Origin of the sequence: Arthrobacter globiformis (assembly GCF_030818015.1) — a bacterium.
GTDB lineage: Bacteria > Actinomycetota > Actinomycetes > Actinomycetales > Micrococcaceae > Arthrobacter > Arthrobacter globiformis_C.
This window is the reverse complement of sequence record NZ_JAUSZX010000001.1, coordinates 1,496,466-1,523,316: the sequence shown is the minus strand read 5'-3', so window position 1 is coordinate 1,523,316 and position 26,851 is coordinate 1,496,466. Positions and strand designations below refer to the sequence as shown.

Here is a 26,851-nt window from a genome sequence, read left to right as displayed (position 1 = left end):
ATCACCACTGCTCGTGCTGCGGGTACAGCGGGAAGTCGGCAGCGAGCTTGTCCACGCGGGCCTGCAGGGCATCGACGTCCGTGGCGGAGCCGGCCTTCAGTGCGGTGGCGATGATCTCGGCAACCTCGGTGAATTCGGCGGCACCGAAGCCGCGGGTGGCCAGGGCCGGGGTGCCGATGCGCAGGCCGGAGGTGACCATCGGCGGGCGCGGGTCGAACGGCACGGCGTTGCGGTTGACGGTAATGCCCACGGAGTGCAGGAGGTCCTCGGCCTGCTGGCCGTCCAGCTGCGAGTTGCGCAGGTCAACCAGCACCAGGTGAACGTCGGTGCCGCCGGTGAGGACGGAGACGCCGGCCTCGGCAACATCGGACTGGTTGAGGCGGTCGGCGATGATCTTGGCGCCTTCCAGGACGCGCTCCTGGCGCTCCTTGAATTCGGCGGTGCCGGCGATCTTGAAGGCGACGGCCTTGGCTGCGATCACGTGCATGAGCGGGCCGCCCTGCTGGCCCGGGAAGACAGCAGAGTTGAGCTTCTTGGCCCATTCCTGCTTCGCCAGGATGACGCCCGAGCGCGGCCCGGACAGCGTCTTGTGCACGGTGGAGGTGACGACGTCGGAGTGCGGCACCGGGCTCGGGTGCAGTCCCGCGGCCACGAGGCCGGCGAAGTGCGCCATGTCGGTCCAGAGCAGGGCGCCGACCTCATCGGCGATCGAACGGAACGCGGCGAAGTCGAGGTGGCGCGGGTACGCGGACCAGCCGGCGATGATGACCTGGGGCTTCTCGGCGATGGCCTGCTCGCGCAGCTTGTCCATATCGATCCGGAAGTTGTCTTCCTCGACCTGGTAGGCGGCAACCTCGTAGAGCTTGCCGGAGAAGTTCAGCTTCATGCCGTGCGTGAGGTGACCGCCGTGAGCCAGGGAGAGGCCCAGGATCTTGTCCCCAGGAGTGATCATGGCGTGCAGCGCGGCAGCGTTGGCCTGCGCACCGGAGTGCGGCTGAACGTTGGCGTACTCGGCACCGAACAGCGCCTTAACCCGGTCGATCGCCAGCTGCTCGGCCACGTCCACGTACTCGCAGCCGCCGTAGTAGCGGCGGCCCGGGTAGCCCTCGGCGTACTTGTTGGTCAGAACGGAGCCTTGGGCTTCCATGACCGCGCGGGGCGCGAAGTTTTCGGAGGCGATCATTTCCAGGGTGCCGCGCTGGCGGCCGAGCTCCTGGTCCAGTACTGCGGCGATCTCGGGATCGAGTTCAGCCAGCGGCTGGTTGCTGACGGAGGAGGTGCTAACGGAAGTCGGTGAAGTAGTCACGAAGAACTCCTGGCTAGGGATGGGCACTGCTAAAGGTCAGGCTACCGGCTTGAACGTTGCTCCGCCCTTCGATGACCACCATCCGGAAACGCTTCCGGGCGCACGTCTATTAAGGGCGCCGCAGCGCACTGGGTGGCTGCTCTTCGAGAAGCGCAGCGCTACCGGCAAAACATGACCCTCGGCCCAGGCGTACGATCCGTGGTCTTCGTGAATGCCGCTCCCTGGTGGTTAGCCACCCAAACGCCAGTTGCGACGCCACCACACTATCAAAAGCGGCACCGACGCGCGGGTAGGCTGTTCTTCGTGAATGAAGACCAGCTCGCCAAATCGTACGTAGTAACCCTGTCCTGCCCCGACCGCCCCGGAATTGTGCACGCCGTTGCCGGCGCCCTGCTCGTGGCGGGCTGCAATATTACGGACTCACAGCAGTACGGCAGCGAGTCCACCGGGACTTTCTTCATGCGCGTGGAAGCCACCACCACCGCATCCCAGGCTGAGGTGGTTGCTGCCCTGGAGCCAGTAGCCGAAGCCTTCGGCATGCAGTGGAACCTGAACCCCGTGGGCCGGAAGGTCCGCACCCTGCTGATGGCCAGCAAGTCCGCCCACTGCCTGAACGACCTCCTGTTCCTGCAGCGCTCGGGCACCCTGCCCATCGAGGTTCCCGCTATCGTCTCCAACCACCGGGACCTGGCCGGTCTGGCCGAGTTCTACGGCATCCCGTTCCACTACATCCCGGTGACGGCCGACACGAAGGAACAGGCCGAGGACCAGCTGCGCAAGATCATCGCCGAAGAGGGCGTCGAACTGACCGTCCTGGCCCGTTACATGCAGATCATCTCGGACGACCTGTGCACGGAGCTGACCGGCAAGGCCATCAACATCCACCACTCCTTCCTGCCGTCCTTCAAGGGCGCCAAGCCCTACCACCAGGCCCATGCCCGCGGAGTGAAGCTGATCGGCGCCACCGCGCACTACGTCACCGCCGCGCTGGACGAGGGCCCGATCATTGAGCAGGAAGTCATCCGTGTGGACCACGCGCGCACGCCGGAGCAGTTCGTGCAGATGGGCCGGGACGTGGAAGGCCGCACTCTTGCCCAGGCCGTGCAGTGGCACGCCGAGCACCGCGTGCTGCTGGACGGCAACCGAACGGTCGTCTTCAACTGATGCCCCACCCTTAACTTCGCCGCCGCGGGCAGTGCCCGCAGCGGCGGTTTTCGGTGGCGGTTCACACCCGGCGGGTTTTAACCAAGACTGGTTAACACGATGACTCTGCTGACGGAAACCTCGCTGGAACCCTTCATCGCCCTGCTCAAGGCCCAGGGCAGGCACGCCGTGCTGGACGTGTGCTGCGGCCCGGGCGACGACGGCCTCCGGTTCGTCCGGGCCGGAATCCACTACACGGGCGTTGATCCCTTCGACGGCAACGTGAGGTACGCAATGGCCCGCCGCCTGAGCGTCTCGGTGGCGGACCCCACGCGTTTGCCCTTCGCGGCGAACACGTTCCCCGCTGTCTGGGCGGTCCAGTCGCTGGAGGGGCTCACGGCAGAGCAGGCGGACGACGTCGTGCGGGAGCTTGAGCGTGTGGCAGAACCCGGTGCGCCGATCGCCGTCGTCCTCCCCTGACCGCCGCCCTCCACCCGCTGCTATGCCCGGTCCGCCGTGGTGGGCGGTTGGCTGCCTTGGGACACCGTCGGCCGGTTGAGCCGCACACGGACCGCGGCGCCGGCGCAAAGCATGACGGCAAGTCCGCCGACAATGGTGGCCCACGTCAGCTGCTCGCCGAGCAGTAGCGCAGCCCAACAGATACTCATCACTGGCTGGGCGAGCTGGACCTGGCTCACCTGGGCCATGGGCCCGAGGGCAAGGCCGTGGTACCAGGCAAAGAAGCCCAGAAACATGCTGACGATGCCGAGGTAAGCAAAGGCAGCCCACTGCACAGGCGTGGCCGAGGGCGACTGCTGGGACACGGAGAAAGCCACAAGAACCACCATCAGGGGCGAGGCCAGGACGAGGGCCCAGGATATGGTCTGCCAGGCGCCAAGCTCGCGGGCCAGCAGTCCTCCCTCGGCGTACCCCACGGCAGCGGCCAGCACGGCGCCGAAGAACAACAGGTCCGTCCAGTGCAACTGGCCAAAGCCACCGGGCTGTGCGACGGCGAACGCGATGGCGGCAAAAGCCCCCGCTCCTGTCGCGATCCCAAATGCTGCCCGTGGACGCTCGCGGCCGCGGAGCACCGCCAGCGTTGCAGTCGCAGCCGGCAGCAGGGCGATCACCACGGCCCCATGGCTGGCCGGCGCGGCGCTGAGCGCGTATGACGTAAGCAGGGGGAAGCCGACGACGACCCCTCCGGCGACCACCGCCAGGCGAAGCCACTGCGTGCCGCGGGGCAGGCGCTGCCGCGTCAGCACCAGGGCCGCGGCCGCCAGGACGGCCGCCACCACCGCCCGGGCCGAGGCAATGAACAACGGCGACAGCCCCTCCACTGCGAGGCGGGTAAAGGGAACGGTGAACGAGAAAGCCACCACCCCCAGGAGGGCCCACCAGATTCCGGCATGTGAGGATCCGGTGCGTGACGATCCTGCGGAAGGCGACCTGTTGGGTGACGATATCACTGGGCGGACTGGAACAGTAGCGCTACTATTGCCTCTCATGAACAACGATAGCAGCTCCCGGATCGCGTCGCGGCTGAGGAAATGGGTCGCCGAGGCGGCGCCGGGATCGCGACTGCCGTCGACCCGGTCGCTCGTCGCGCAGTACCAGGCCAGCCCCGTTACCGTTCAGAAGGCGCTGCAGGCCCTCACGAGAGAGGGCGTTATCGAGAGCCGGCCAGGCGTGGGGACCTTCGTGCGGGCCGTCCGGACCGCGCGGCCCTCGGACTACGGCTGGCAGACGGCGGCCCTGCGGTCACCACAGGCCCCTCTTCGGCCCGCCTCCGCCGCCATGCGGACCGCACCCAACGATGTCATCGCGTTCCATTCCGGCTATCCGGCCCGCGAACTCCTGCCGGAGCGGCTGGTGCGCGCGGCGCTCGCGCGGGCGGCCCGCGGCGAGGCAGCGTTGTCCCGTCCCCCGGCGGCAGGGCTGCCCGAGCTGCAATCCTGGTTCGCCCACGAGCTCGGAAGCTCCACCCCGGCCGGCATTACGCCGCCAACCCCAAGCGACGTCGTCGTGCTTCCTGGCAGCCAAAGTGGCCTAAGCTCCATCTTCAGGGCGCTCGTCGGCTACGGACACCCGCTCCTCATGGAATCCCCGACATACTGGGGGGCCATCCTGGCCGCGGCGCAGGCCGGCGTCCGCGTCATCCCCGTACCCAGCGGTACCGGCGGACCTGACCCTGACGAACTGGCCCGCGCCTTCGAGGAAACGGGCGCCCGGATGTTCTATGCCCAGCCGAACTACGCCAACCCCACTGGCGCGCAGTGGGACGGCCGGCGGGGCGAACAGGTGCTGGACGTCGTGCGCAAGAACGGCGCCTTCCTCCTCGAGGACGACTGGGCACACGACTTCGGCATCACCACCACAGCCCAGCCCGTGGCGGCCCGCGACGATTCCGGCCACGTTGTGTATATCCGTTCGCTGACCAAGAGCGTCTCCCCTGCCATCCGGGTGGCCGCCGTCATCGCCCGCGGCCCGGCGCGCGACCGCATCCTTGCCGACCGGGGAGCCGAGTCGATGTATGTCAGCGGCCTGCTCCAGGCCGCGGCACTCGACGTCGTGACTCAACCTGCGTGGCAGACCCACCTGAGAAGCCTCCGGCACCAGCTCCAGTCCCGCCGCGATCTTCTGCTCACGAGCCTGATACAGCACGCACCGCAGGCCCACATCGAGAATGTCCCCAAGGGTGGGCTGAACCTCTGGGCACGCCTTCCCGACGGGACCGACGTCGAACAGCTCGCCCGGAATTGCGAAAGCGCCGGCGTCATCATTGCGGCCGCAACGGAGTGGTTTCCCGCCGAACCGGCGGGGCCGTTCATCCGGCTCAACTACGCGGGCCCCAACCCGGGCGCGTTCCCCGAGGGCACCCGGATTCTCGGCCAAGAGCTCGCGCGGATCCTCGCGTAACTGGGCTATTCTGCGCGCACCTAGGATGGGAGTGGTTTGGGTTCGAAGCTCCGGCAGCACGCCGGTCAGGGCTCCAGCAATGAGAAAGGACAATACTCCTTGGGCTACGTCTATCTGGCACTGGCGATCGCCGCGGAGGTCCTGGGTACCAGCCTCCTGAAGTCGACAGAAGGATTTAGCCGGCTCTGGCCCAGCGTCTGGTGCCTGGGGTCCTACGGTGTGGCCTTCGCGCTGCTGTCGCAGGTGGTCAAGAGTGTTCCCGTCGGCGTGGCCTATGCCCTGTGGTCAGGCCTCGGAACGGTTGCCATCGTGGCGATCGGCGCCGTTTTCCTCGGCGAGGAACTCAACCTCATGAAGGTCCTCGGGATCGCACTGGTGGTCGCCGGCGTCGTCGTTCTGAACGTCGGTGGAGCACACTGACAGGCGCCCCGGGCAGAAGATCTCCATGACAGCTTTCGTTTCGCCCTCGACAGGACGCCAGCTCAAGGCCGTGCTGTTCGACACGTTCGGAACCGTGGTCGACTGGCGGTCCGGCGTTGCCGCAGAGATCAGGAAATTCGGTGACAGGCACGGGCTCGCACTGGACCCGTTCGGCCTGGCGGACAAATGGCGCGCGGAGTACCAGCCGTCCATGGAAACGGTGCGTTCCGGCCACCGCAGTTACGTGCCTCTGGACCAACTGCACCTGGAAAACCTGAAGCGCGTGCTCGAACGGAGCGGGCTCTCCCCTGCCGGGTTTACGAGCGAGGACCTTGGGGAACTCAACCGTGCTTGGGAGCGCCTGCCAGCGTGGCCGGACAGCCGCGATGGCCTGCATAAGCTAAAGAGCCGCTATGTCATCGGGCCGCTGTCCAACGGGAACACCGCCCTGCTGGTGAACATGGGCAAGAACGCCGAGCTGCCGTGGGATGTTGTTGTTGGCTTGGACCTGCTCCGGGTGTACAAGCCCGACCCCGCTGCCTATCTCGGCGCCGCCTCGGTCCTTCGGCTCGATCCGGGCGAGGTCATGCTGGTTGCCGCCCACAACGGTGACCTTGGCGCTGCCCGGGCTGCCGGGCTGGCCACCGCGTTCGTCCCGCGGCCCAGCGAGCATGGGCCGGGGCAGACCACGGACCTGGTCCCGGCCTCAGGCTGGGACGCCGTGGCAGCGGACTTCATCCAGCTGGCACAAATGCTGACTGAAGGCGCCGCCCTGGCACACTAGCCCCAACCGCGGTACTCCCGGCCCACTTGTCCTAGGCTTGGGTGCATGGCTCCCATTCACCCCTTCGCCGGCGACACGCCGGACATCCACCCCTCCGTTTTCGTTGCGCCGACGGCGTCGATCATCGGCCGTGCCACGCTCGCCGAGGACGCCAGCGCGTTCTACGGCGTCTCGGTGCGTGCCGACACCGCCGCTATCACCGTGGGCACCGGCAGCAACCTGCAGGACAACGTGGTCCTGCACGCTGACCCGGGCTTCCCCTGCAGTGTCGGGGCGCGCGTCAGCGTCGGGCATAGCGCCGTCGTCCATGGCTGCACCGTGGAGGACGACTGCCTCATCGGCATGAGCGCCACCATCCTCAATGGAGCGGTGATCGGCGCCGGATCGCTCGTGGCGGCCGGCGCCGTCGTGCTGGAAGGGACGGTAGTCCCGCCCCGCTCGCTGGTGGCCGGGGTCCCGGCCAAGGTTCGCCGCGAACTCACCAATGAGGAGTTCGACGGCGTGAAGCGCAACGCGGCGCACTACCGCGAGCTCGCCCAGGCGCACCGCGAACTCCACGCCTAGTCCAGGCTGAGGACTCGCATCTGGTGCCAGGACGCCAAAATGGTCTGGGGACACCCGAATTCGGGTGTCCCCAGACCATTGGCGCATCGCAGGACCGTTCCGGCGTCGTCTGCCAGCCGGCTCAGTCGAGGCTGATCGGTCCCAGTTCGTCCAGCAGGTCGCCGGGGCCGGGATTGCCGGGTGCCGATGAGCCGCCAAGGTGGTTCACCACGCCCCACACCGCGTTCAGCCCCGTGGTCACGGCGCCCTCTGCCCAGCCTGCGGTGAAGGAAACGTCGTCGCCGGCGAGGAAGATGCCCCGCTGGCTTTCCGGCAGTTTGTCCTGCTTGAAGTGGGTGAAGAGCCGCTGCTGGTAGCGGTAGTGGCCGGGCAGGTTGGCCTTGAACGCGCCCATGAAGTTGGGGTCGGCCTCCCAGGAGACGGTGATGGGCTGGCCCACGATGTGGCTGGCGATGTCCACGCCGGGGTAGATCTGCTCGAGCGAGTGCAGCATCAACTCCACCCGTTCGTCGGCGTCGAGCGCCAGCCACTTCAGCGCGTCGTCGTTCCAGGTGTAGGACAGCAGGATCACGGCCGGCTGGTCGGGTCCGTTGTCCAGCAGGTAGGTGGCGCGGTTGAGCCGGTCCGTGAGCGTCATGGACAGCACCTCCCTGCCGGTTTCCGGATCGATGTCCTTCCAGAACGGCCGGTCCACCATCACGAACGTCTTGGACGACTGCATGTAGTGCGAGCGCTCGATCGCCGTCCACAGCTCGGCCGGGAACAGCGCCTCCTCGGTGTGGATCCGGGTGGACAGCAGCCACGACTGGCAGGTGGTGACCACGGCCGGGAAAGAGGCCATCCTCCCCCAGCGCTCCCGGATGCGGAGGTTGCCGTCGGCGTCGCGGCTGATCCGTTCCACCGCTCCGCGCGGGGAGCCTGAGTGCAGGGACGCCAGGGACGTCCCCTCCGGCCAGTGAACCATGCCCGACGGCGCGTGGCGCCAGAGTGCCTCGGGGAGCCTTTGCGCTCCCCCGGCTATGAGCCGGTGCTGGTCGTCGGCATCGGTATAGACGACGCGAAGGATTTCCAGGATGGAGTTCGGGAAGTCGGTGTCCCAGCCGCCGGTGCCGAAGCCAACCTGGCCGAACGCCTCGCGGTGCGCGAATCCCGCCTTCCGGAACGCCTGGCTGCCGGCGATAAAGCCGTAGAAGGTCTCCTCGTCGAGTTCCGGAAGAAGCTCGTTCCACAGCTCCTTGATCCGGGCCGTGTCGCGCGCCCGGATGGCCTCCTGCATCTGGGTAAACTGCGCGCCGTCGTTCACGGCCGCCTTCCAGGCGTCGGCCACCTCGCGGAAGAACGGCGGCAGGTCCGCTGAGGTGGTGGCGTAATGCTTCTGCCCCGCCAGTTCAATCACGGTGCTGGAGGTTGCCGGTGCCAGCGGATTGGGGAAGTCCCGCGTCTCCAGGCCCAGCAGGTCCACATAGTGGTAGAACGCCTTGCCCGAGACCGGGAACCGCATGCCGCCCAGGTCTGCCACCACGTCAGGGGCTGACGGAAAGCTGGCTGTGCGCAGGCGTCCGCCGAGCTGGTCCGCTTCGTAGAGCACCGGACGTAGCCCGAGCCTCATCAGTTCGTACGCCGTCACCAGCCCGGACAGCCCTGCGCCCACCACGGCGACTTCGGTGCCGTGCAGTTCCGGCGCGGACCGAACCCAGTCCGTCCGGGTGGGACAGGTAGTGGTCGTAACTGAACGGGAAGTCCGGGTTCAGCATGGTCACCGGGGCCTGGTCCGGCGCGCCGGCACCCGGCAGGCCAGGGGCGGTGGTAGTCGTGCTGGACGGGTCGGAGGCCGGCAGTTCGGTAGCGGTTGTCATGGAAGGTGTGTCTCCGTGGTCTCGTATGGTGTCTTAGTGAAGAGTTGTCGCATCAGCGGATGCGGCAGCTGGGGAAAAGTCACGGCCGGATAGTTCACGGTATTCCTCCTGCCCCAGCGCGGCCACCCGCGAGTGCCGCCTGCCGTAGCCAAGGTAGGCGGCCAGTCCCACGAGCATCCAGATCCCGAAGGTCACCCACGTTTCTGCGCCCAGGTTGGCCATCAGGTAGACGCACATGAGCGCGCCCAGGATCGGCGTCAGCGGGAACAGCGGAACCCGGAAGGTCCGCGTGAGCTCCGGCCGGGTACGGCGGAGGTAGATGACGGCCACGTTCACCAGGGCGAAGGCGAACAGGGTGCCGATGCTGGTGGCGTCCGCGAGCGCCCCGAGCGGGACCAGCCCGGCGGTGAGGGCGACGGCGGTTCCCACGATCAGGGTTCCGGCAACGGGCGTGCCGGTGCGGTGGGAGACGCGGCCGAAGATGCTGGGAACCAGTCCGTCGCGGGACATGGACAGCAGGATGCGGGTCTGTCCGTAGAGGACGGTGAGCACAATGCTGGCGATGGCGAGCACAGCACCGACGGCGAACACCAGCGCGATCCATGGCTGGCCGGTGATTTCCTCCAGGATTTTCACCAGTGCGGCCTCGGTGCCGTCGAACCAGCCCCACGGGCGGGCGCCTATGGCGGCTACGGCAACCAGCACGTAGATGGTGGTGACAATCAGCATGGAGAGCATGATGGCCCGGGGCAGGTCGCGCTTGGGGTTGCGGGCTTCCTCGCCCGCGGTGGAGGCGGCGTCGAACCCGATGTAGGAGAAGAACACCCGGGACGCAGCAGCGGAAACACCGGCGGCCCCCATCGGCAGGAGCGGCTCGAAGTGGCCGCCGTTGAAGGCGGTGAAGGCCACTGCGCAGAAGAAGACCAGGATGCCCACCTTGACCAGCACGATTGCGGTGTTGATCCACGCGCTTTCCTTGGCGCCGCGGACCAGCAGGACCATGGACAGCACCACGATGATCATGGCCGGGACGTTGACCACCCCGCCGTCACCCGGCGGCTGCGAGACAGCATCGGGCAGGGCCTGCCCGAAGACCGCCAGCGCCTCGTTGACGTACTGGCCGGCACCCACCGCGACGGCGGCTACGGAAACGGCGTATTCGAGCACAAGGCACCAGCCGCAGATCCAGGCCATCCCCTCACCCATGGTGGCGTACGTGTACGAGTAGCTGGAGCCCGCAGCCGGCACCAGTCCTGCCATTTCGGCGTAGGACACGGCGGACAGCAGCGCGGCCACGCCGGCGATGGCGAACGAGATCCAGATGGCCGGCCCGGCCAGCGGCACTGATTCGCCCAGGATCACGAGGATGCCGGTACCGAGGGTGGCGCCCACACTGATCATGGTCAGCTGCAGAACACCGAAGCTGCGGACCAGGCGTGTGCCGCCGTGGCCGCTTTCGGCTTCGTTTACCATCTGTCCGATCGGCTTTCGGCGAAGGAGCTGTGCTGCCAGTCCGGGGCGGCTGGAGGTCACCGCCGGCTGCTGTTCTGTGAAGGTGGGCAGAGTCATCGTTGACGTCCGTTCGTGGGTAGTTGTCGATTGCCGTCGCTCCAGCCTAAGGCTGTGAGCCATCTCTCACAGGTGTGCAAAATGACCTATAGTGTTCAGGCATGAGACGTAATGCACACCAGACAGGCACCCCGATGACGGTGCTCTCGGGCCAGGTCAGCGTTGACCTGTCCGCAATTTCCGACAACGTCCGAGCGCTGCGGAGGCTAACCCCCGCACCGAATTTCATGGCCGTGGTAAAGGGCAACGCCTACGGCCACGGGCTGGTGGACGTGGCGCAGGCAGCCCTTGCCGCCGGCGCCAACTGGCTCGGAACGGCGCAACTCACCGAGGCCCTCGCACTCCGCCGGGCTGGTATCACCGCCCCGGTCCTGTCCTGGTTGTACCTGGCCACAGCATCCAGCGAAATAATCCGCGACGCCGTGGAAAACGACGTTGACATGTCCCTGGGCAGCGCCGCGCAGCTGGACGCAGTGGCAGGCATCGCGAAGGGGCTAGGGAAGCCGGCGGCGGTCCATCTGGAGCTCGATAGCGGGCTCAGCCGCGGCGGTGCCCGCGCCGAAGACTGGTCGAATCTCGTAGCCGCGGCACGCCGGGCGGAGCTTGCGGGAATTCTTACCGTGAGGGGCATCTGGACCCACCTGGCCTGGGCGGACGTGCCGGCCCACCCCGGCAACGCTGCCGCCGTGAACGCGTTCGAGGAGGCCGTGCGCCAGGCCCGGGAGGCAGGGCTGGAGCCCGAGCTGCGGCATGTTTCCAGCTCCGCCAACATCCTGGACCGTCCGGAGTTTGCCTTCGATATGGTACGGGCAGGCCTGGCGATTTACGGCCTTGCCCCAGCCGACCATCTCGATCCGGCAGACTACGGGCTTCGTCCCGCCCTGACTGTCACGGCTCCCGTGGTGCTGGTGAAGAAAGTCCCGGCAGGCACGGGTGTGAGCTACGAGCACCAGGCCATCACGCACGAGCCCAGGTTCCTGGCGCTGATTCCGCTGGGCTATGCGGACGGCATTCCGAAAGGCATTTCGGGGCGCAGCGTCGTCCAGCTGGGTGGCAGGCGGGTTCCCGTGATCGGCAAGGTGTGCATGGACCAATTCATGGTGGATCTTGGTCCCGAAGCGGGCGGCGTTTCTGTCGGCGACACCGCCGTGCTGTTTGGCGATCCGAACAGCGGGGCTGCGAGCGCGGACGATTGGGGGGCGGCGATCGGCAGCCACGGCGACGAAATCATCAACCGGATAGCGCCGCGGCTGCCCAGGGCGTACGAGTGCCCCGATTACGAGGACCCCGAAGACGGTGTGCCTCATGTCGCGTGAGGCCCCCGCAACGGCATCAGGGGCGGCCGGAGGGACAGGCAACGGGAATGGGGCCGAGCGGTTGAGTGTCGTCACGCTGGAACAGTTCCTGGACAAGTTGCCGCCGGCGTTGAAAGTTCTTCACGACGGCGGCAACGGTTCCGGCCTGCTGCGCTGGGTCGAGCCCAGTGAGCTTGAGGACCCCACCCCGTATCTGCTCGACGGCGAGTTCCTCCTCACGGCCGGGCTGCCGTTCGTTGGGGAGGCAGGTGACCGGGCACGGGTCGATGCCTATGTTCGGCGCTTGGTGGAAGCCCGGGTGGGCGCGTTGGGCTTCGGCCTCGAGCCCTACTTCACTGCCGTGCCGGACACGCTGGTAGATGCCTGCATCCGGCACAACCTGACCCTGGTGGAGGTGCCCAGCACGGTGCCCTTCGCGGCCATCGGGCTCGAGTTCTCGCAGCTCCTGGAATCGGACAACGCCAAGCTGTTCAGGCAGTTGGCGGACACCAACAGGCAGCTGATGCGCGCGGTCCTCTCCGCCCGCCCCGAGCATGAACTCCTGGCCGCCCTGACCCAGCGTCTCCCGGTATGGGCTGTGCTGGTCGGGGCGGACGGAAGGGTCCGCGCACGGGCGGGCTCCGGCGTCGAGCTTTCCGCCCTACGGCAGATCCTGGACCGGCTCCTGGGCGGGAGCGGCCCCCGCGTGGAAATGGATTCCTTCGACGTCCCGGGCTCGGCGCTCGTGTTCGGCCATCCCCTGCGCAGCACCCGCGACGCAAACCTTGGTGCGCTGATCCTGGGCACGGATGCGCCCCTGACGCCGTCGCAGAACAGCGTGGTCTCATCCGGCGTCGGACTCCTGGAACTGCTGGTCCGCCAGCGGACCAGCGGCTCCCTGGCACCCAGCCAGCTGGCCACCGCCCTGCTGCTCCACCCGGACAGCCTTGCCAGCGGTGGAACGCGGCACATCAACGGCCTCCGGGACCTGCTGGCCCAAAGCACCTCCTCTACCCGTTCCACGCCGCTGCGGGTCGTGCAGGGCGTCAAGGCTGATCAGGCCGCCGGGCGCGCCGGCGACAGCCCGGTGCGGGAGCTGCTGCAGTGGCGCCGCCTGTTCGACACCAAGCTCGTGGAGCTCACGGACTACGGCTTCGCCGCCATCACCCGGCTCAGGGTGGACGACGCATTGCTGGGCGAAGTCGAGAAGCTGGGGTGGCGGCTGGTCATCGGGGACGCCACCGAGCTCACGGATCTGAGCAGCGCCGACCAGCGGGTGACGGCGCTGCGACAGCGCGTCCAGACTACCGGCAAGAGCGCCAGGGTGGGTGAAGTGACGTGGACGGTCGCCGGACTGCTGGGTCGTGAAGCCGGAACCATGCTGGCTGGCCGGCTGCTGGAGCCGGTGCTCAGCCAGGACAGCGACCGCCGGACCGCGCACCTGTCCGTGCTGAGGGCATGGCTCGGCGAGAACGGGAACTGGGATGCCACCGCCAAGGCGCTGGGACTGCACCGCAACAGCGTCCGGCGGCAGATCAACGCTGTGGCCGAACTGTTGGACACCGATCTGAACCAGGCGCAGGTCAGGGCCGAACTCTGGATCGCGCTGCAGTACGTGGACGAGCTGCCCGCCACGTAGCTGCGCCTATGAACGCTTTGCGGCGCCGCCGGTCTCCTCGCTGCCGCTCTCCTCCCAGGCGCGGTAAACATCCGGGCGCCGTTCGCGCAGATAGGGGACGGCATCGCGTGCCTGGCTGGCCGCCTCGGCACTGACCTCCGCGTACAGCAGTTCCGGGTGGGGCCCGGCAGCGGCGAGCAGTTCGCCGTCGGGACCGGCAATGACGCTTCCGCCCAGGAAAGTGCAGCCGTCCTCGTCCCCGGAGTGGTTGGCATATGCCACCGTCAGCTGGCTCTCCAGTGCGCGCGCCCGCAGCAGCACCTGCGGCACCGATTCGAAGCCGTGGGCCAGCGCCGTGGGAACCAGGAGCAGGTCGGCGCCGGCCGCGGCCGCCGCGCGCACCGTTTCGGGGAATTCCACGTCGTAGCAGATGGCAAGCGAGGTCTTGATGCCACCCAAATCGACGACGGCGGGGGCTGCTTCCGCGGGGCTGAACGCCTTGCGCTCCTCCGGGCCAAAAAGGTGGACCTTGGCGTAGCTCAGGAGTTCGTCCCCGCGGGCGTCCAGGGCCGTCGCGGTGATCTGCCACTGCCCGTCGGCCTTGACGGCGGGCAGGCTGTAGACCAGGGCAATCCGGCGCGCGGCAGCGATGCCGGCAAGGGTACGCCGGATGCCGGGCAGGGTTTCGGGGTCCAGCTCCGCCCTGACGCGCAGCGGTGCATAACCTACCGGGAAAAGCTCGGGGGTCAGGAGCAGGGCAGCACCCGCTTCCGCGGCCCTCTGAGCCGCCCGGTCGATGGCTGCGCAGTTCTGTTCGATGTCCAAAACACTGGAGTTCGCCTGCATCAGTGCCAGCTTCACTGTGATCACCTCAAGTCTTCGGGGACGCCCGCCCAACACTGGACGTCGTTTCCTTCAGCGTATCCGCGGCCGTGGCCGCCGATCCGGCCCATTTGCACCGCCCAGCGCTGCCCGTGGGATGGATTGCCCGGCACCTGCCCCTTCCGCATGCTGGGGGTGTTGCGTTAACTTCTTGACTGCAAGGCTGCTGATGGTGCAATGTTCATTTCATGCCCTCACCATCGCGCTCAACGAGGAGCCGAACCAAAAACCCCGGGTCGCAATCCGCCCTCAGGCACCTGAACCAGCAGCGGATCATCGAATGCCTGCTCAACGGCCCGTCGACCCAGGCGGAGCTTGCGCGGCAGACGGGACTGTCCACCGCGACAGTGTCCAACATCGTCAAAATCATGCAGGACTCTGGCCTCGCCTCCACGGAGCCGATCACCAGTTCCGGCCGACGCGCACTCAACGTCCGGCTCAACAGCAACGGTGCCGTGGCGGTGGGCATCGACTTTGGCCGGCGGCACCTGCGGGTGGTTCTCGCCTCGCTCAGCTACCACATCATCGCCGAGGAATCGGTGCTCCTGCCCCTCGGTCACCAGGCGGAACAGGGCATCCAAGCGGCCGTCGCCCTGCTCGATAAACTGCTGGCGGACAGCGGAGTGGAGCGCAGCGCCGTGGTGGGCGCCGGCGTCGGAATCCCCGGCCCGATTGACCGCCGGACCAGCACCGTCGCGCAGGGGGCAATCCTGCCTGAGTGGGTGGGCATCGACATCCAGGAACGCCTCGAAGAGGCGTTCCAGTTCCCCATTTTCATAGACAATGACTCGAATCTGGGCGCCCTGTCCGAGGTCACGTGGGGACCGCACAGCGGCATCAGCAACCTGCTGTTCATGAAGATCGGCTCCGGCATCGGCGCGGGCCTGATCCTCAACGGCAACCCGTACTACGGCAACGTCGGGATCACCGGCGAAATCGGCCACGCGACCATCCACGAACACGGCCTGATCTGCCGCTGTGGCAACAGGGGGTGCCTGGAGACCATCGCCTCCACCACCACCATGATCGAGCTGCTGAGCCGCGGCGAGGAGCGTCCCCTCACGCCCGAGGACATCGTCCGCAAGGCGCTGTCGAGGGACGCCGCAACCCTGCGCGTGGTGGACGACGCAGGCCTTGCGGTGGGCAGGGCGCTGGGGAATGTGGCCAACCTGATCAACCCCGAGGTGATCGTGGTGGGCGGCCCCCTGGCGGGGCTAGGCGACATCCTGCTGGACCCCATCCGGCGCGGGCTGGTCCGGCACGCCGTGCCGGTCATCGGCGAAACCACCACCCTGACCATGTCCTCGCTCAATGACCGGGCGGAGGCCCTGGGCGCCGCATCCCTGGTCTTCCAGCACGCCGGAATCCGCCGCACGTAGCGTTTCGTTATCCCGCCGTTGCGTTAAAGACTTGACGACAAGGGCATGCTCCATCTACTTTTTCATCAGACGGCCCTGTGGTTTGCAGGGAAGACAACGAAGTCAATGCATTGGAGGCGTAAGGGCAAATGACGTCCCTCAACACGCAGAGCGAGCCGGTTCTCCTGGAGATGCGCTCCATTACCAAGGAATTCCCGGGCGTTAAAGCCTTGTCCGATGTGAACCTGGTGGTGAAGGCCGGGGAAATCCACGCGATCTGCGGGGAAAACGGCGCCGGAAAGTCCACCCTCATGAAGGTCCTCTCCGGCGTGTACCCCTATGGCAGCTACAACGGCGACATCGTGTACCAAAACGAGGTGCAGCAGTTCAAGGACATCCGGGCCAGCGAGCACGCGGGCATCGTGATCATCCACCAGGAGCTGGCGCTCATCCCGGAGCTCTCCATCACCGAGAACATCTTCCTGGGCAACGAACCGGTCAAGCGTGGTGTGATCGACTGGGCCGAGGCCCGCACCCGCTCCCGTGAACTCCTCGCCCGGGTGGGCCTGCGCGAGGACCCGGACACCCCGATCAAGGAAATCGGCGTCGGCAAGCAGCAGTTGGTGGAGATCGCCAAGGCGCTGAACAAGTCCGTGAAGCTCCTCATCCTGGACGAGCCCACGGCCGCCCTGAACGAATCCGACTCCCAGCACCTGCTGGACCTGATCCTGGGCCTGAAGGGCCGCGGCATCACGTCGATCATCATTTCCCACAAGCTCAACGAGATCGAGCAGATCGCGGACTCCATCACCATCATCCGCGACGGGAAGTCCATCGAAACGCTCAACGTGAAGGCCGACGGCGTCGACGAGGACCGCATCATCAAGGGCATGGTGGGACGCACTCTGGAGTCGCGATTCCCGGACCACGAACCCAAGATCGGCGACGTCCTGTTCGAGGTCAAGAACTGGACCGTGGGACACCCCCAGGTCCAGGACCGCCTGGTCTGCAAGGGCTCCAACTTCTTCGTCCGCCGCGGCGAGATCGTGGGCTTCGCCGGGCTGATGGGCGCCGGCCGCACCGAACTGGCGCGGTCAGTGTTCGGCCGTTCCTACGGGCGCTTCATCAGCGGCCAGATCTACAAGAACGGCAAGGAGCTCCACCTGAAGAACGTCAAGCAGGCCATCGACGCCGGCCTGGGGTACGTCACGGAGGACCGGAAGTCCCTGGGCCTTAACCTTCTGGATGACATCAAGACCACCACCGTTTCGGCGGCGCTGGGCAAGATCAGCAGGCACTTCGTTGTGGATGCCAACAAGGAATTCACGGTGGCCGAGCAGTACCGCAAGTCCCTGCGGACCAAGACGCCGTCCGTGGAGGAGGGCGTGGCCAAGCTGTCCGGCGGGAACCAGCAGAAGGTGGTCCTCGCAAAGTGGATGTTCACCGACCCGGACCTGCTGATCCTGGACGAGCCCACCCGCGGCATCGATGTGGGTGCCAAATACGAGATCTACGGGATCATCCAGCAGTTGGCCAACCAGGGCAAGGGCGTCATCGTGATCTCCTCCGAACTCCCCGAACTGCTGGGCCTGTCCGACCGGATCTACACGATCTTCGAAGGCTCCATCACCGGTGTCCTGAACAAAGATGAAGCCAGCCAGGAGAGCCTCATGAAACTCATGACCTCCGCCCGCAAGACCGCAGCCTGACCTTCTGGAAAACTTCCAGAACCTTCCAGACACAAGGACCGAAAACAATGAACGCGCTCAAGAAGCTCTTTGGCGGCAACACCCGCCAATTCGGCATGATCTTCGCCTTGGTGGCACTGATCGTCTTCTTCCAATTCGCCACCGAGGGCCGCACGCTGACGCCGGGCAACGTGATCAACCTCTTCAACGGCAACTCCTACATCCTGATCCTGGCCATCGGCATGGTGCTGGTGATCATCGCCGGACACATCGACCTGTCAGTCGGATCCGTGGCGGCCTTCGTCGGCGTCACGGTGGCCCTGGCCATCCGGGACTGGGGCATCCCCTGGTACGCGGGCATTCTCCTGGGCCTCGCCCTCGGTGCCCTGATCGGGGCCTGGCAAGGGTTCTGGACAGCCTATGTGGGCATCCCCGCGTTCATCGTCACGCTGGCCGGCATGCTGCTCTTCCGCGGCTTCAACCAGTTCGTCGGCAAGTCCAACACCATCCCCGTCCCGTCGGACTTCCAGTACATCGGCTCCGGCTACCTTCCGGAGGTGGGCCCGAACACCGGCTTCAACAACCTGACCCTGCTGCTGGGCCTGCTAGGCGTCGCGTTCGTGGTCTTCAGTGAAATCCGCGCCCGCCGCACCGCGAAGGCCCTCGGCGCGGAAGTTCCCGAAGGCTGGGTGGTGGTCACCAAGCTCATCCTGGTCTGCGGCGCCATCCTCTACGCCACCTACCTGTTCGCCACCGGCCGCCCGGGCACGTCCTTCCCCATCCCCGGCCTCATCCTCGCCGTTCTGGTCCTAATCTACGGTTTCATCGCCTCCAAGACCGTCGTCGGCCGCCACGTTTACGCAGTGGGCGGCAACCGCCACGCCGCCGAGCTCTCCGGCGTGCAGTCCAAGAAGGTCAACTTCCTGGTCATGATGAACATGGCCATCCTGGCCGGCCTCGCCGGCATGATCTTCGTGGGCCGTTCCACGGCATCCGGCCCGTTCGACGGCGTCGGCTGGGAACTTGATGCCATCGCCGCAGTGTTCATCGGCGGTGCAGCGGTCACCGGCGGCGTCGGCACCGTGATCGGCTCGATCGTCGGTGGCCTGGTCATGGCCGTGCTGAACAACGGCCTGCAGCTCCTGGGCGTCGGCGCCGACCTGACCCAGATCATCAAGGGCCTGGTCCTGCTGATCGCCGTCGCGTTCGACGTCTACAACAAGAGCCAGGGCAAGCGCTCCATCATCGGCATGCTGACGCAGAGCTTCAACCGCCCCAGCGGCGGCACACCGCTCCAGCCCGACGAAGTGACCTCCACCAAGGAAACCATCTCCCGGGAAGCCTGAGCAGCGCCCGCTCCCCGGATGCAATTCCCACCCCTATAGAAAGTGAACCGAGCAAATGCGAATGATTGGTAAGGCAGGAAAGGCGGCAGCAATCGCTGCCATTGCGGCACTGGCGCTGACAGCCTGCGGCCGTTCCGACACAGGTACTACGGGCGGCGGCACCGCCGGCGGCGAGGCGTTCCCCAAGAACTCCTCGATCGGCGTCGCACTCCCCCAGAAGACCAGTGAGAACTGGGTCCTGGCGGAGAAGCTGTTCAACGACGGCCTCAGCCAGGCAGGCTTCAAGGCGGACGTCCAGTTTGCCAACGGTGGCGTCTCGGAGCAGCAGAACCAGATCAGCGCCATGATCACCAAGGGCGCCAAGGTCATCATCGTCGGCGCCATCGACGGTGCGCAGCTGGGCACCCAGCTGAAGCAGGCCGCGGACTCCGGGGCGAAAATCATCGCCTACGACCGCCTGCTGCTGAACACCCAGAACGTGGACTACTACGTGGCCTACGACAACTTCAAGGTGGGCGAGCTGCAGGGCAAGGCGCTGCTGGAGGGCATGCAGGCCAAGAAGCCGAACGGCCCCTACAACATCGAGCTCTTCGCCGGTTCCCCTGACGATGCCAACGCCAAGGTCTTCTTCGACGGCGCCATGAGCGTCCTGCAGCCGAAGATCGACGACGGCACCCTGAAGGTGCTCTCCGGACAGAAGACCTTCGGACAGGCTGTCACCCAGGGCTGGAAGGCAGAAAACGCCCAGCGCCGTGCAGACACGCTCCTGACCGGCAGCTACACCTCCGCGTCGCTGGACGGTGTCCTGTCCCCGAACGACACCCTTGCCCGCGCAGTGCTGACCGCCGTCAAGGCCGCCGGCAAGCCGCTTCCGGTGGTCACCGGACAGGACTCCGAGGTTGAGTCAGTCAAGTCCATCATGGCCGGCGAGCAGTACTCCACCATCAACAAGGACACCCGCAAGCTCGTTGAGCACGCGATCGTCATGGTCAAGGACATCCAGGCCGGCAAGACGCCTGAAATCAACGACGACAAGTCCTACAACAACAAGGTCAAGACCGTTCCCGCCTACCTGCTGGAGCCGGTCATCGTGACCAAGGAAAACGTCAAGACGGCCTACGTGGACGATCCGGTTCTCGGCCCGATCACCAAGTAGCGGCGTCCAACAGACGCCACAGAGCCCCGGCTCCCCCGCACTGACCAGTTCAGACGGGAGGGCCGGGGCTCTTCCGTTGCCACCCAACGCACGCTCACTTTTCGCACTCCTGGCATTTTTCGCGCTCCGGCCTCACAGCGGAAACATAGGTCCGGCCCGTTTCCCGCACAGCAGCGGGCACCAGTGTGGGATCCGAAGCCGGCCAATCCCCCGGCATGTGATCCCAAGGAGTGCAGTGAGCGTCCTCGCCCGAAGTGTAGGCAATGCATTTAGAAACAAGGTCCGAACAGCCGCGGTTGTGGCCGTGCTGGCGGTCGCCATTGGCCTGGCTTTGGCCATGTTGGTGGCCAACCAGGCCGTCAGCGCCAAAGTCCAGGAGCTGAACGCTTCCGTGGGGACCGTGCTGACGGTGAACCCGGCCGGCAGCCAGGGCTTCGAAGGCGGCGGCGAGCCGCTCACCGCCGCGCAGGCGGCGACCGCAGCGGACGTCCCGAACGTGACCGCCGTCGTCGGAACCAAGGCACTGCGGCTGCGCAACGCGACCGAAGCCGCCGCGCAGGCAGCAGCCGGCACCCAGGCCGGACTGGGTGCCAGCGGACAGGGCGGCGGGCAGGGCGGCCCCGGCGGCCAGACCACCACCACGCTGACCACCAGCCTCACCGCGGCAGTCGACGCCGGAACGCTCGGTGCGCGCAACCAGAACAGCTCCGGAACCACCGGGACGACGGGAAGTACCGGGACCACCCAGCCGGCGCGGTCCCTTCCCATCACGGCGACCGGTACCGGGGCAGAGGTCGACAGCACCGGCAAGGCGCTGGAACTTACCTCGGGCACGGGCCTGGGTGACTACACGGCCGAGTCCACCAAGGCGCTGCTGGGCACCACCCTTGCTGAAAAGAACAACCTCAAGGTGGGCTCCACCTTCACCATCAACAGCAAGACCTTCACCGTCGCCGGCTTGTTCGACGCCGGCACCGCGTTCGGCAACAACGCCCTCTACGTCACACTCCCCACCGCCCAGACCCTTGCCGAGCTGCCGGGCGAGCTGTCCACGATGATAGTCACGGTAGACAGCATGGAGCACGTCGGCGCCGCCAAGACGGCACTGCAGAACGCGCTCGGCACCGACAAGGCCGACGTCACCCAGGGCCAGCGCAACCTCGAAACCGCCGTCACCTCACTGGACAGCGTCAAGAACATCTCCATGGTGGCGTTCATCGCGGCACTTGGCACGGCGGGGCTGATCATCCTGCTGATCATGGTCATGCTGGTCCGCGAGCGCCGCCGCGAAATCGGCGTACTCAAGGCCATCGGCGCACCCAACCGCACCATTGGTCTCCAGTTCGTGCTCGAGGCCCTGGTCCTCGTGGCCCTCGGCAGCGTGGTGGGCGCCGTCATCGCCTCCTTCGCCAGCGGCGGCATCGTCTCCGCACTGGTCAGCTCCAGCACAAGCACGACGGCGGCCCCCGCCGGCCAGCGCGGCGGCGGGTTCGCCGGGGCGGCGGGCGGGTTCCCGGGCGGCCAGGGCGGCCCGTTCGGCGGCGCCTCCCAGCTGCTCACCTCCGTCACCGCCAGCGTTTCCCCCGAAATCCTTGCCGCCGGAATCGCGGCAGTGTTCGGCGTCGCCATCATCGGCGCGCTGGTTCCGGCCCTGCTCACCGCCCGCATCCGCCCCATCGAAGTCCTCCGAGGAGAATAGCCATGATTGAAGTCAAGGATCTGGTCCGCACGTTCAAGTCCGGCGACCGCACCATCAAGCCGGTCAATGGGGTCAGCTTCGAGCTGGAGCAGGGCGCGCTCGCGTCCATCGTGGGCAAGAGCGGCAGCGGAAAAAGCACGCTGCTTTCGCTCCTGGGTGCGCTGGACAAGCCCACCAGCGGAGACGTCGTCGTCAACGGGGTGAGCCTGGCGGGCATGCCGGACGGCAAGCTGACCGAGTACCGGCGCCGGGACATCGGCTTTGTGTTCCAGCAGTTCAACCTGGTTCCCAACCTCTCCGCGCTGGACAACGTCATGCTGCCTATGGAGTTCGCCGGGGTGCAGAAGTCCGTCCGGGCCGAGCGGGCCCGGGCACTGCTGGAACAGGTGCAGCTCGATCCGGACAAGCACGGCCGCCGCATCAACCGCCTCTCCGGCGGCGAGCAGCAGCGCGTGGCCATCGCCCGCGCCCTTGCCAACGAGCCCAAGCTGATCCTCGCCGACGAGCCCACGGGCAACCTCGATGAGCAGACGGGCGAACACATCATAGAACTGCTCAGCTCCCTCAGCCGCAACCACAACACCACCATCCTCGTGGTCACGCACGACCGCACACTCGCCAACAAGACGGACCGGCGGTTCCGTCTGCAGCAGGGCAGGCTCACGGAGGAGCCGATCCGCGACCGCGCTGCGGAGCCGGCGGCGGTGTAGTGTGCACGGAAGGTGCGGGCAGGGCGTAGACCCTCCCGCACGTTCCGCACGCTTCAGCCGATGCGTCCTCACCTTTCGCAGGTTTTGACCCGAGCCCTCCTCACCGGGGTGAGAGGATGGCGTCATGACGTCACCGATCGCCAAACCGTGGCTCTTCAGCCAGCCCAACCAGGATCCCCTTGCCGCCACGGGCCGACCGCTGCGGTGGGGTGTCATTGCCACCGGCCGGATCGCTTCCCTGGCGTCGCGGGACCTGGCGCTGCTGGAGGACGCGGAGCTCTATGCTGTCAGCTCCCGCGCCCAACACACCGCGGACGCGTTTGCTGGCGAGTTCGGCTTCGCGGTGGCGTACGGGGACGACGGCGGACAGCACGGCTATGAGCGGCTCCTCGCCGACGACTCGGTGGACGTGGTCTACGTGGCCACGCCGCACGCGCAGCACCACCGTGTGGTGCTGGCTGCGCTTCGGGCGGGAAAGCATGTGCTCTGCGAAAAGGCGTTCACCATCAATGCGCGTGAGGCTGCCGAGTTGATCGACGTAGCCCGCGAAAAGAAGCTGTTCCTGATGGAAGCCGTGTGGAGCCGCTTCCTGCCCAGCATGCAGAGGGCTTTCGAGATCGCACATTCCGGCGAGCTCGGAACCGTCCAGTGGGTCACGGCAGACCTCGGCTTCCCGGCGCCGTACTCCCCCACCGCCAGGCTCTGGGCCGTTCAGGACGGCGGCGGCGCACTTCTGGACATCACCGTCTACCCGCTGTTGTGGGCCCTCGGCACCCTGGGTTTCCCGCAGACGGTCAGTGCCATGGGCACTTTGAACGACGACGGCGTGGACGCCCAGAATGCGCTCACGCTGGGTTACCACCACGGCGCGCAGGCACAGCTCACCTCGTCCCTACTCGCCCACGGCCCCCGCGCCGCGACGGTTGCCGGCAGTCTTGGGTATCTGCAGACACTCGGCTCGATCAACAACCCCAGGAAGCTGGTGGTGGGGATCGGGCAGGAGACACCGCGGACGGAACACTTCGAGGTGACGGGCCGGGGTTATACGTACGAGCTTCGTGAGGTAACCCGGTGCATCCAGCAGGGCCTGACCGAGAGCCCGGTCATGCCCCTCGAGGACTCGCTGAATACGATGCGGCTGTTCGACGGCGTGCGTGCCCAGCTCGGTGTCGCGTATCCCAACGACGCCCACTGAGCAGCTCTTCCGGCCTTCATCGAATCGAAAGAATTATCCTCACGGGTCTGGACTCTCACTTTGGGGCAGGCTTAGGCTGTAGTCGATCGTCGATTCGTTCGGTGAGCTTGGGGGTGTTAAGCATGACCAATGCGGCTTTGTCGTGGTCTGCGCTGCGCCCTTTGCGCGCGGTTCTCTTGGCCGGCGCCGCCACTGTGGCCTGGCTGGCTGTATCCGCCCCGGCCGGCAACGCCGACACACCACACCTGTCTGACTCCCTTGGCGACAGTCTTTCATCGGCTGTCTCGTCCATCAAAGGAAACGCGGACAGCGTGGCGGGAAGCGTTGGCGCGCTGGTCTCCTCTACGGCACCTGAAGCCCGCGCCGCTGCTCAGCCAACGCCAGCCGTAGCGCCCCTGCCACTTCCAGCCGTCGATCCGGCAGCTCTCCCGGCACCATTGCCGGGGACACTTGCGCCGGCCACGGCCGCACAGCCGTCGGTTGTTGCGCCTCCACCCGTGGTTCCCGCTCGTTCCACGCCACCGGCGCCAACACCGGAGGCCGTCGTTGCCCCGGTTGTGGCGGACATTGTGGAGCCCGTTAACGCCGCTCTCGGCGGGGCGATTCCCGACGACACCCTGGCTGGGGTTAATGATCCCGTCGCCTCCGTTGCTGATGGAGCGCTGACGGACACGGCCGAAACTATTGTGACGCCGGTCGCCGAGGTTGTTGAGCCAGTTACCGAGGTCGTGAAGCCAGTAACCGACGTCGTGAGCCCGGTGACCGAGACTCTTCCTGTCGAGCTTCCCGTCGAGCCGGTCAGTGACGTGCTGACGCAGACACCTCCTCTGACGGCACCGATCACGGCGCGCGCCAAGGACGTCGTGACGGGCATTGTCGCGAATCCAGAACGGCTACCCGCAGTTGGCTTCGCCGAAACGGGACAAATTTCCGCAAGTCCAGGGGCCTCGCCTGGCATAGCGGCCGGGCCCTCTGTGGTGTCCGCGCCGCCTGTTCAACCGGCCGCAGGATCCCCGGCTCATTTCAGCCACGCTGTTGCGCCGAAAGCCGCTAACCCCATCGGGTCTGCCCCGAAGGTTCCTGCCGGCGGAGACTCACCATCCGGTGGCGACGGAACGTCGTCGCCGGAGGCGCTGCTTCCCTCTCCCGCCTCAGGCTCGGGTGGTGGCACGCCCTCCGGCGGCCCTTCGGCTTCCGCCGCCTGGCTGAACAGCCCCTTTGAATACCTGCCGCTCATGGGCTTTGTCCCTGTCAGCGGACCTCTTCAGCATGTTCCTTCGCCGGTGGCCAACGACCCCGGCTCCTCTCCTGACTAGTTGGGCCTCTTCTGCCTCGCTGCGGCAGACACACGGCCAATCAGGTTGCCATGAGCACCTGACAACAACTTTTCAGGAGACATCACAATGCACCAGACAGTTCGCAGGGGCCTATTAGGCACCCTCTTTGCCGGAGGGTTACTAGCCCTCGGCGCAACCGCGGCGAGCGCGGATACCACTGCTACAGGCGGGGTCAACATCGCGTCCGAAACCGCTTCGGCGGACCTCAATGCTTCGACGTCGCTGGGTCTGCTGGGTGGCCCAGCGCCGTCGAATTCTTCCGCGGTCAGCGTTAATGCCGACCTCGACCTCAACACCGGTACCTCGAACGGCAGCACTGCCGCCGTGGCACCGGCCGCGACCGCCCTGGTCGACGTCAACCTCGGCAACACCGCAGTGACAGGAACCGACACCAACGTTCCCGCCGCCAACGTGGCAGCCGCCGCGGACATCAACCTTGGTGGGACCGGCGCCGGAACCGGAACCGTAGCTCCCGCCGCCGACGCCACCGCAGCGGTCGACATCAACCTCGGCAACACCGCAGTGACAGGAACCGACACCAACGTTCCCGCCGCCAACGTGGCAGCCGCCGCGGACATCAACCTTGGTGGGACCGGCGCCGGAACCGGAACCGTAGCTCCCGCCGCCGACGCCACCGCAGCGGTCGACATCAACCTCGGCAACACCGCAGTGACAGGAACCGACACCAACGTTCCCGCCGCCAACGTGGCAGCCGCCGCGGACATCAACCTTGGTGGGACCGGCGCCGGAACCGGAACCGTAGCTCCCGCCGCCGACGCCACCGCAGCGGTCGACATCAACCTCGGCAACACCGCAGTGACAGGAACCGACACCAACGTTCCCGCCGCCAACGTGGCAGCCGCCGCGGACATCAACCTCGGCAACACCGCAGTGACAGGAACCGACACTAACGTTCCCGCCGCCAACGTGACAGCCGCCGCGGACATCAACCTTGGTGGGACCGGCGCCGGAACCGGAACTGTCGCTCCCGCCACCGACGTAGCTGCCGCCGTGGACGTGAACCTCGGTGGCATCGGAGGGGGAACGGGCACCACTGTTCCCGCCGCCGACGTGGCAGCCGCCGCGGACATTGACCTCGGCAACACTGGCGTCCTGGGAAATGGCACCGATAGCACCCTCGCCGACGCCGTCGTCGACATCAGCCTCGGTAACAACACCGGCACGGGAACGGACACCGTTGCTCCTGCCGCCGACCTGACCGCCGTCGTCGACCTCAACCTCGGCAACACGGGTTCCCTGGGAACTGGTGCGGAAGGCACCGTCGGCCTCGGGCTCGGCACGGGAACTGATGCGTCCGTGGACCTGGGTGTCGACCTCGGCATCGGATTTGGCGCAGGAACTGTCACGACGCCGCCCGCTACTGATCCGGGTGACGGAACTGGCAACGGCTCCGATCCGGGCGACGGAACTGGCAACGGCTCCGATCCCGGCGACGGAACGGATGGCACCGGTACCGATGGAGCCGGAACGGGAGCCGACGGCACGGGCACTGATGGCACTGCCACTGACGGTACTGGCACAGGCACCGCCGGAACCGACGGGAACGGATCCGGCACAGGCACCGCCGCTGGCGGAGCCGCAACGGGCGCTGGCACCGTGACCACCACGGCCGGCGCCGCCATCCTGCCCGCGGGCTCGGTGACCACGGGCGTCTCCGCGCCGGAGAGCACGGCAACTATGGCCAACGGAAACTTGGCTACCGCACAACAGACGCTCGCCAACACCGGAACCGACGCTGGGCTGCTGCCGCTCGCCTTGGTCCTGCTCGCCGTCGGCGCGCTGCTGGTGATCCGCAGGAAAAAGGCCTAACACCCGGTTCCTGACCGGACAGGAATAACCGCCCTTCGTCGGCGGTCCGCATCACGGCAGTCCTCTGGACTTCCGGATGCCGGGCCGCCGGCGAAGCCGTGCCCCCGCCCGGGCGCCCTCCGGCTTCCGCCCCAACCGGCCAACCGGACAGCCAGCGGCCTTAATTACTAAGTACA

The 26,851-nt window shown here is 66.8% G+C and carries 21 protein-coding genes, 1 pseudogene and 1 riboswitch; of the genes and pseudogenes, 17 read left to right on the top strand and 5 right to left on the bottom strand.

Annotated elements, in window-relative coordinates; translation table 11 throughout:
• Window position 1: 1 nt before the first annotated feature.
• Complete coding sequence (gene glyA, locus QFZ23_RS07040) at window positions 2-1,306, bottom strand: serine hydroxymethyltransferase (RefSeq protein ID WP_306921609.1); 1,305 nt, start codon at window positions 1,304-1,306, stop codon at window positions 2-4.
• A gap of 174 nt (window positions 1,307-1,480) precedes the next feature.
• Window positions 1,481-1,567, bottom strand: a riboswitch (ZMP/ZTP riboswitch).
• 42 nt (window positions 1,568-1,609) lie between these two features.
• On the opposite strand from glyA, the gene purU reads away from it, so the two are divergent.
• Together purU and QFZ23_RS07030 are read left to right on the top strand one after the other, a co-directional pair.
• Window positions 1,610-2,470: a formyltetrahydrofolate deformylase gene (gene purU / locus QFZ23_RS07035; RefSeq protein ID WP_003798131.1), complete on the top strand. Its 861-nt coding sequence runs from the start codon at window positions 1,610-1,612 to the stop codon at window positions 2,468-2,470.
• Between the two features lie 99 nt (window positions 2,471-2,569).
• On the top strand, window positions 2,570-2,929 hold the full coding sequence (locus QFZ23_RS07030) for a class I SAM-dependent methyltransferase (RefSeq protein ID WP_306921608.1): 360 nt from the start codon (window positions 2,570-2,572) through the stop codon (window positions 2,927-2,929).
• 20 nt (window positions 2,930-2,949) lie between these two features.
• On the opposite strand, the gene QFZ23_RS07025 is transcribed toward QFZ23_RS07030, so the two are convergent.
• Window positions 2,950-3,957, bottom strand: a complete 1,008-nt coding sequence (locus QFZ23_RS07025; RefSeq protein WP_306921607.1) for a DMT family transporter — start codon at window positions 3,955-3,957, stop codon at window positions 2,950-2,952.
• Between QFZ23_RS07025 and QFZ23_RS07020 the strand changes: the two genes are divergently transcribed.
• The 4 genes from QFZ23_RS07020 to QFZ23_RS07005 all read left to right on the top strand — a co-directional run bounded on the left by QFZ23_RS07020 (window position 3,956) and on the right by QFZ23_RS07005 (window position 7,136).
• A complete protein-coding gene (locus tag QFZ23_RS07020; protein ID WP_306921606.1) occupies window positions 3,956-5,368 on the top strand; it encodes an aminotransferase-like domain-containing protein in 1,413 nt (470 codons plus the stop codon). The genes QFZ23_RS07025 and QFZ23_RS07020 overlap by 2 nt on opposite strands.
• Window positions 5,369-5,467: 99 nt before the next feature.
• A complete protein-coding gene (locus QFZ23_RS07015) occupies window positions 5,468-5,788 on the top strand; it encodes a DMT family transporter (protein WP_306921605.1) in 321 nt (106 codons plus the stop codon).
• A 25-nt stretch (window positions 5,789-5,813) separates the two neighbouring features.
• The gene (locus QFZ23_RS07010) at window positions 5,814-6,572 is read left to right on the top strand and encodes a haloacid dehalogenase type II (RefSeq protein ID WP_306921604.1); all 759 of its coding nucleotides are present in this window, start codon (window positions 5,814-5,816) and stop codon (window positions 6,570-6,572) included.
• Window positions 6,573-6,617: 45 nt separating this feature from the next.
• Window positions 6,618-7,136 carry a gamma carbonic anhydrase family protein gene (locus QFZ23_RS07005; RefSeq protein ID WP_306921602.1) on the top strand — a complete coding sequence of 173 codons (519 nt, stop codon included), beginning with the start codon at window positions 6,618-6,620 and terminating at the stop codon, window positions 7,134-7,136.
• A 121-nt stretch (window positions 7,137-7,257) separates the two neighbouring features.
• On the opposite strand, the pseudogene QFZ23_RS07000 reads toward QFZ23_RS07005, so the two are convergent.
• A pseudogene (locus tag QFZ23_RS07000) lies at window positions 7,258-8,992 on the bottom strand (FAD-dependent oxidoreductase).
• A 33-nt stretch (window positions 8,993-9,025) separates the two neighbouring features.
• Window positions 9,026-10,561: an amino acid permease gene (locus QFZ23_RS06995; protein ID WP_306921600.1), complete on the bottom strand. Its 1,536-nt coding sequence runs from the start codon at window positions 10,559-10,561 to the stop codon at window positions 9,026-9,028.
• Window positions 10,562-10,662: 101 nt separating this feature from the next.
• Between QFZ23_RS06995 and alr the strand changes: the two genes are divergently transcribed.
• Window positions 10,663-11,877, top strand: coding sequence for an alanine racemase (gene alr, locus QFZ23_RS06990; RefSeq protein WP_306921599.1), 1,215 nt, complete (start codon window positions 10,663-10,665; stop codon window positions 11,875-11,877).
• On the top strand, window positions 11,867-13,495 hold the full coding sequence (locus tag QFZ23_RS06985; RefSeq protein ID WP_306921598.1) for a PucR family transcriptional regulator: 1,629 nt from the start codon (window positions 11,867-11,869) through the stop codon (window positions 13,493-13,495). Before alr ends, QFZ23_RS06985 begins: the two co-directional genes overlap by 11 nt.
• Before the next feature lie 6 nt (window positions 13,496-13,501).
• Here the strand turns inward: QFZ23_RS06985 and QFZ23_RS06980 are convergent, their stop codons facing one another.
• Entirely contained in the window at window positions 13,502-14,335 is an 834-nt protein-coding gene (locus QFZ23_RS06980; protein WP_306921596.1) for a nitrilase-related carbon-nitrogen hydrolase, read from the bottom strand.
• A gap of 209 nt (window positions 14,336-14,544) precedes the next feature.
• Between QFZ23_RS06980 and QFZ23_RS06975 the strand changes: the two genes are divergently transcribed.
• The 9 genes from QFZ23_RS06975 to QFZ23_RS06935 all read left to right on the top strand — a co-directional run bounded on the left by QFZ23_RS06975 (window position 14,545) and on the right by QFZ23_RS06935 (window position 26,675).
• A complete protein-coding gene (locus tag QFZ23_RS06975; protein WP_306921593.1) occupies window positions 14,545-15,735 on the top strand; it encodes an ROK family transcriptional regulator in 1,191 nt (396 codons plus the stop codon).
• Window positions 15,736-15,863: 128 nt separating this feature from the next.
• Entirely contained in the window at window positions 15,864-17,423 is a 1,560-nt protein-coding gene (gene mmsA, locus QFZ23_RS06970) for a multiple monosaccharide ABC transporter ATP-binding protein (RefSeq protein WP_306921591.1), read from the top strand.
• 47 nt (window positions 17,424-17,470) lie between these two features.
• Window positions 17,471-18,748, top strand: a complete 1,278-nt coding sequence (mmsB, locus tag QFZ23_RS06965; protein ID WP_306921589.1) for a multiple monosaccharide ABC transporter permease — start codon at window positions 17,471-17,473, stop codon at window positions 18,746-18,748.
• 55 nt (window positions 18,749-18,803) lie between these two features.
• A complete protein-coding gene (locus tag QFZ23_RS06960) occupies window positions 18,804-19,904 on the top strand; it encodes a substrate-binding domain-containing protein (RefSeq protein WP_306921587.1) in 1,101 nt (366 codons plus the stop codon).
• A 235-nt stretch (window positions 19,905-20,139) separates the two neighbouring features.
• Window positions 20,140-21,603, top strand: a complete 1,464-nt coding sequence (locus tag QFZ23_RS06955) for an ABC transporter permease (RefSeq protein WP_306921586.1) — start codon at window positions 20,140-20,142, stop codon at window positions 21,601-21,603.
• A gap of 2 nt (window positions 21,604-21,605) precedes the next feature.
• Window positions 21,606-22,313 (top strand): ABC transporter ATP-binding protein, encoded by a 708-nt coding sequence (locus QFZ23_RS06950; RefSeq protein WP_306921584.1) that lies wholly within the window; start codon window positions 21,606-21,608, stop codon window positions 22,311-22,313.
• Window positions 22,314-22,437: 124 nt separating this feature from the next.
• Complete coding sequence (locus QFZ23_RS06945; RefSeq protein ID WP_306921582.1) at window positions 22,438-23,508, top strand: Gfo/Idh/MocA family protein; 1,071 nt, start codon at window positions 22,438-22,440, stop codon at window positions 23,506-23,508.
• 497 nt (window positions 23,509-24,005) lie between these two features.
• A complete protein-coding gene (locus QFZ23_RS06940) occupies window positions 24,006-24,824 on the top strand; it encodes a hypothetical protein (protein ID WP_306921581.1) in 819 nt (272 codons plus the stop codon).
• An 87-nt stretch (window positions 24,825-24,911) separates the two neighbouring features.
• A complete protein-coding gene (locus QFZ23_RS06935; protein WP_306921579.1) occupies window positions 24,912-26,675 on the top strand; it encodes a hypothetical protein in 1,764 nt (587 codons plus the stop codon).
• The last annotated feature ends 176 nt before the right edge of the window (window positions 26,676-26,851 follow it).

Bases quoted from the DNA above. Each gene is read 5' to 3' on its own strand.
- QFZ23_RS07030 (WP_306921608.1), top strand. From the start codon at position 2,570: ATGACTCTGCTGACGGAAACCTCGCTGGAACCCTTCATCGCCCTGCTC.
- QFZ23_RS07020 (WP_306921606.1), top strand. From the start codon at position 3,956: ATGAACAACGATAGCAGCTCCCGGATCGCGTCGCGGCTGAGGAAATGG.
- QFZ23_RS07025 (WP_306921607.1), bottom strand. From the start codon at position 3,957: ATGAGAGGCAATAGTAGCGCTACTGTTCCAGTCCGCCCAGTGATATCG.
- QFZ23_RS07010 (WP_306921604.1), top strand. From the start codon at position 5,814: ATGACAGCTTTCGTTTCGCCCTCGACAGGACGCCAGCTCAAGGCCGTG.
- QFZ23_RS07005 (WP_306921602.1), top strand. From the start codon at position 6,618: ATGGCTCCCATTCACCCCTTCGCCGGCGACACGCCGGACATCCACCCC.
- QFZ23_RS06995 (WP_306921600.1), bottom strand. From the start codon at position 10,561: ATGACTCTGCCCACCTTCACAGAACAGCAGCCGGCGGTGACCTCCAGC.
- alr (WP_306921599.1), top strand. From the start codon at position 10,663: ATGAGACGTAATGCACACCAGACAGGCACCCCGATGACGGTGCTCTCG.
- QFZ23_RS06985 (WP_306921598.1), top strand. From the start codon at position 11,867: ATGTCGCGTGAGGCCCCCGCAACGGCATCAGGGGCGGCCGGAGGGACA.
- QFZ23_RS06975 (WP_306921593.1), top strand. From the start codon at position 14,545: ATGCCCTCACCATCGCGCTCAACGAGGAGCCGAACCAAAAACCCCGGG.
- mmsA (WP_306921591.1), top strand. From the start codon at position 15,864: ATGACGTCCCTCAACACGCAGAGCGAGCCGGTTCTCCTGGAGATGCGC.
- mmsB (WP_306921589.1), top strand. From the start codon at position 17,471: ATGAACGCGCTCAAGAAGCTCTTTGGCGGCAACACCCGCCAATTCGGC.
- QFZ23_RS06960 (WP_306921587.1), top strand. From the start codon at position 18,804: ATGCGAATGATTGGTAAGGCAGGAAAGGCGGCAGCAATCGCTGCCATT.
- QFZ23_RS06950 (WP_306921584.1), top strand. From the start codon at position 21,606: ATGATTGAAGTCAAGGATCTGGTCCGCACGTTCAAGTCCGGCGACCGC.
- QFZ23_RS06945 (WP_306921582.1), top strand. From the start codon at position 22,438: ATGACGTCACCGATCGCCAAACCGTGGCTCTTCAGCCAGCCCAACCAG.
- QFZ23_RS06935 (WP_306921579.1), top strand. From the start codon at position 24,912: ATGCACCAGACAGTTCGCAGGGGCCTATTAGGCACCCTCTTTGCCGGA.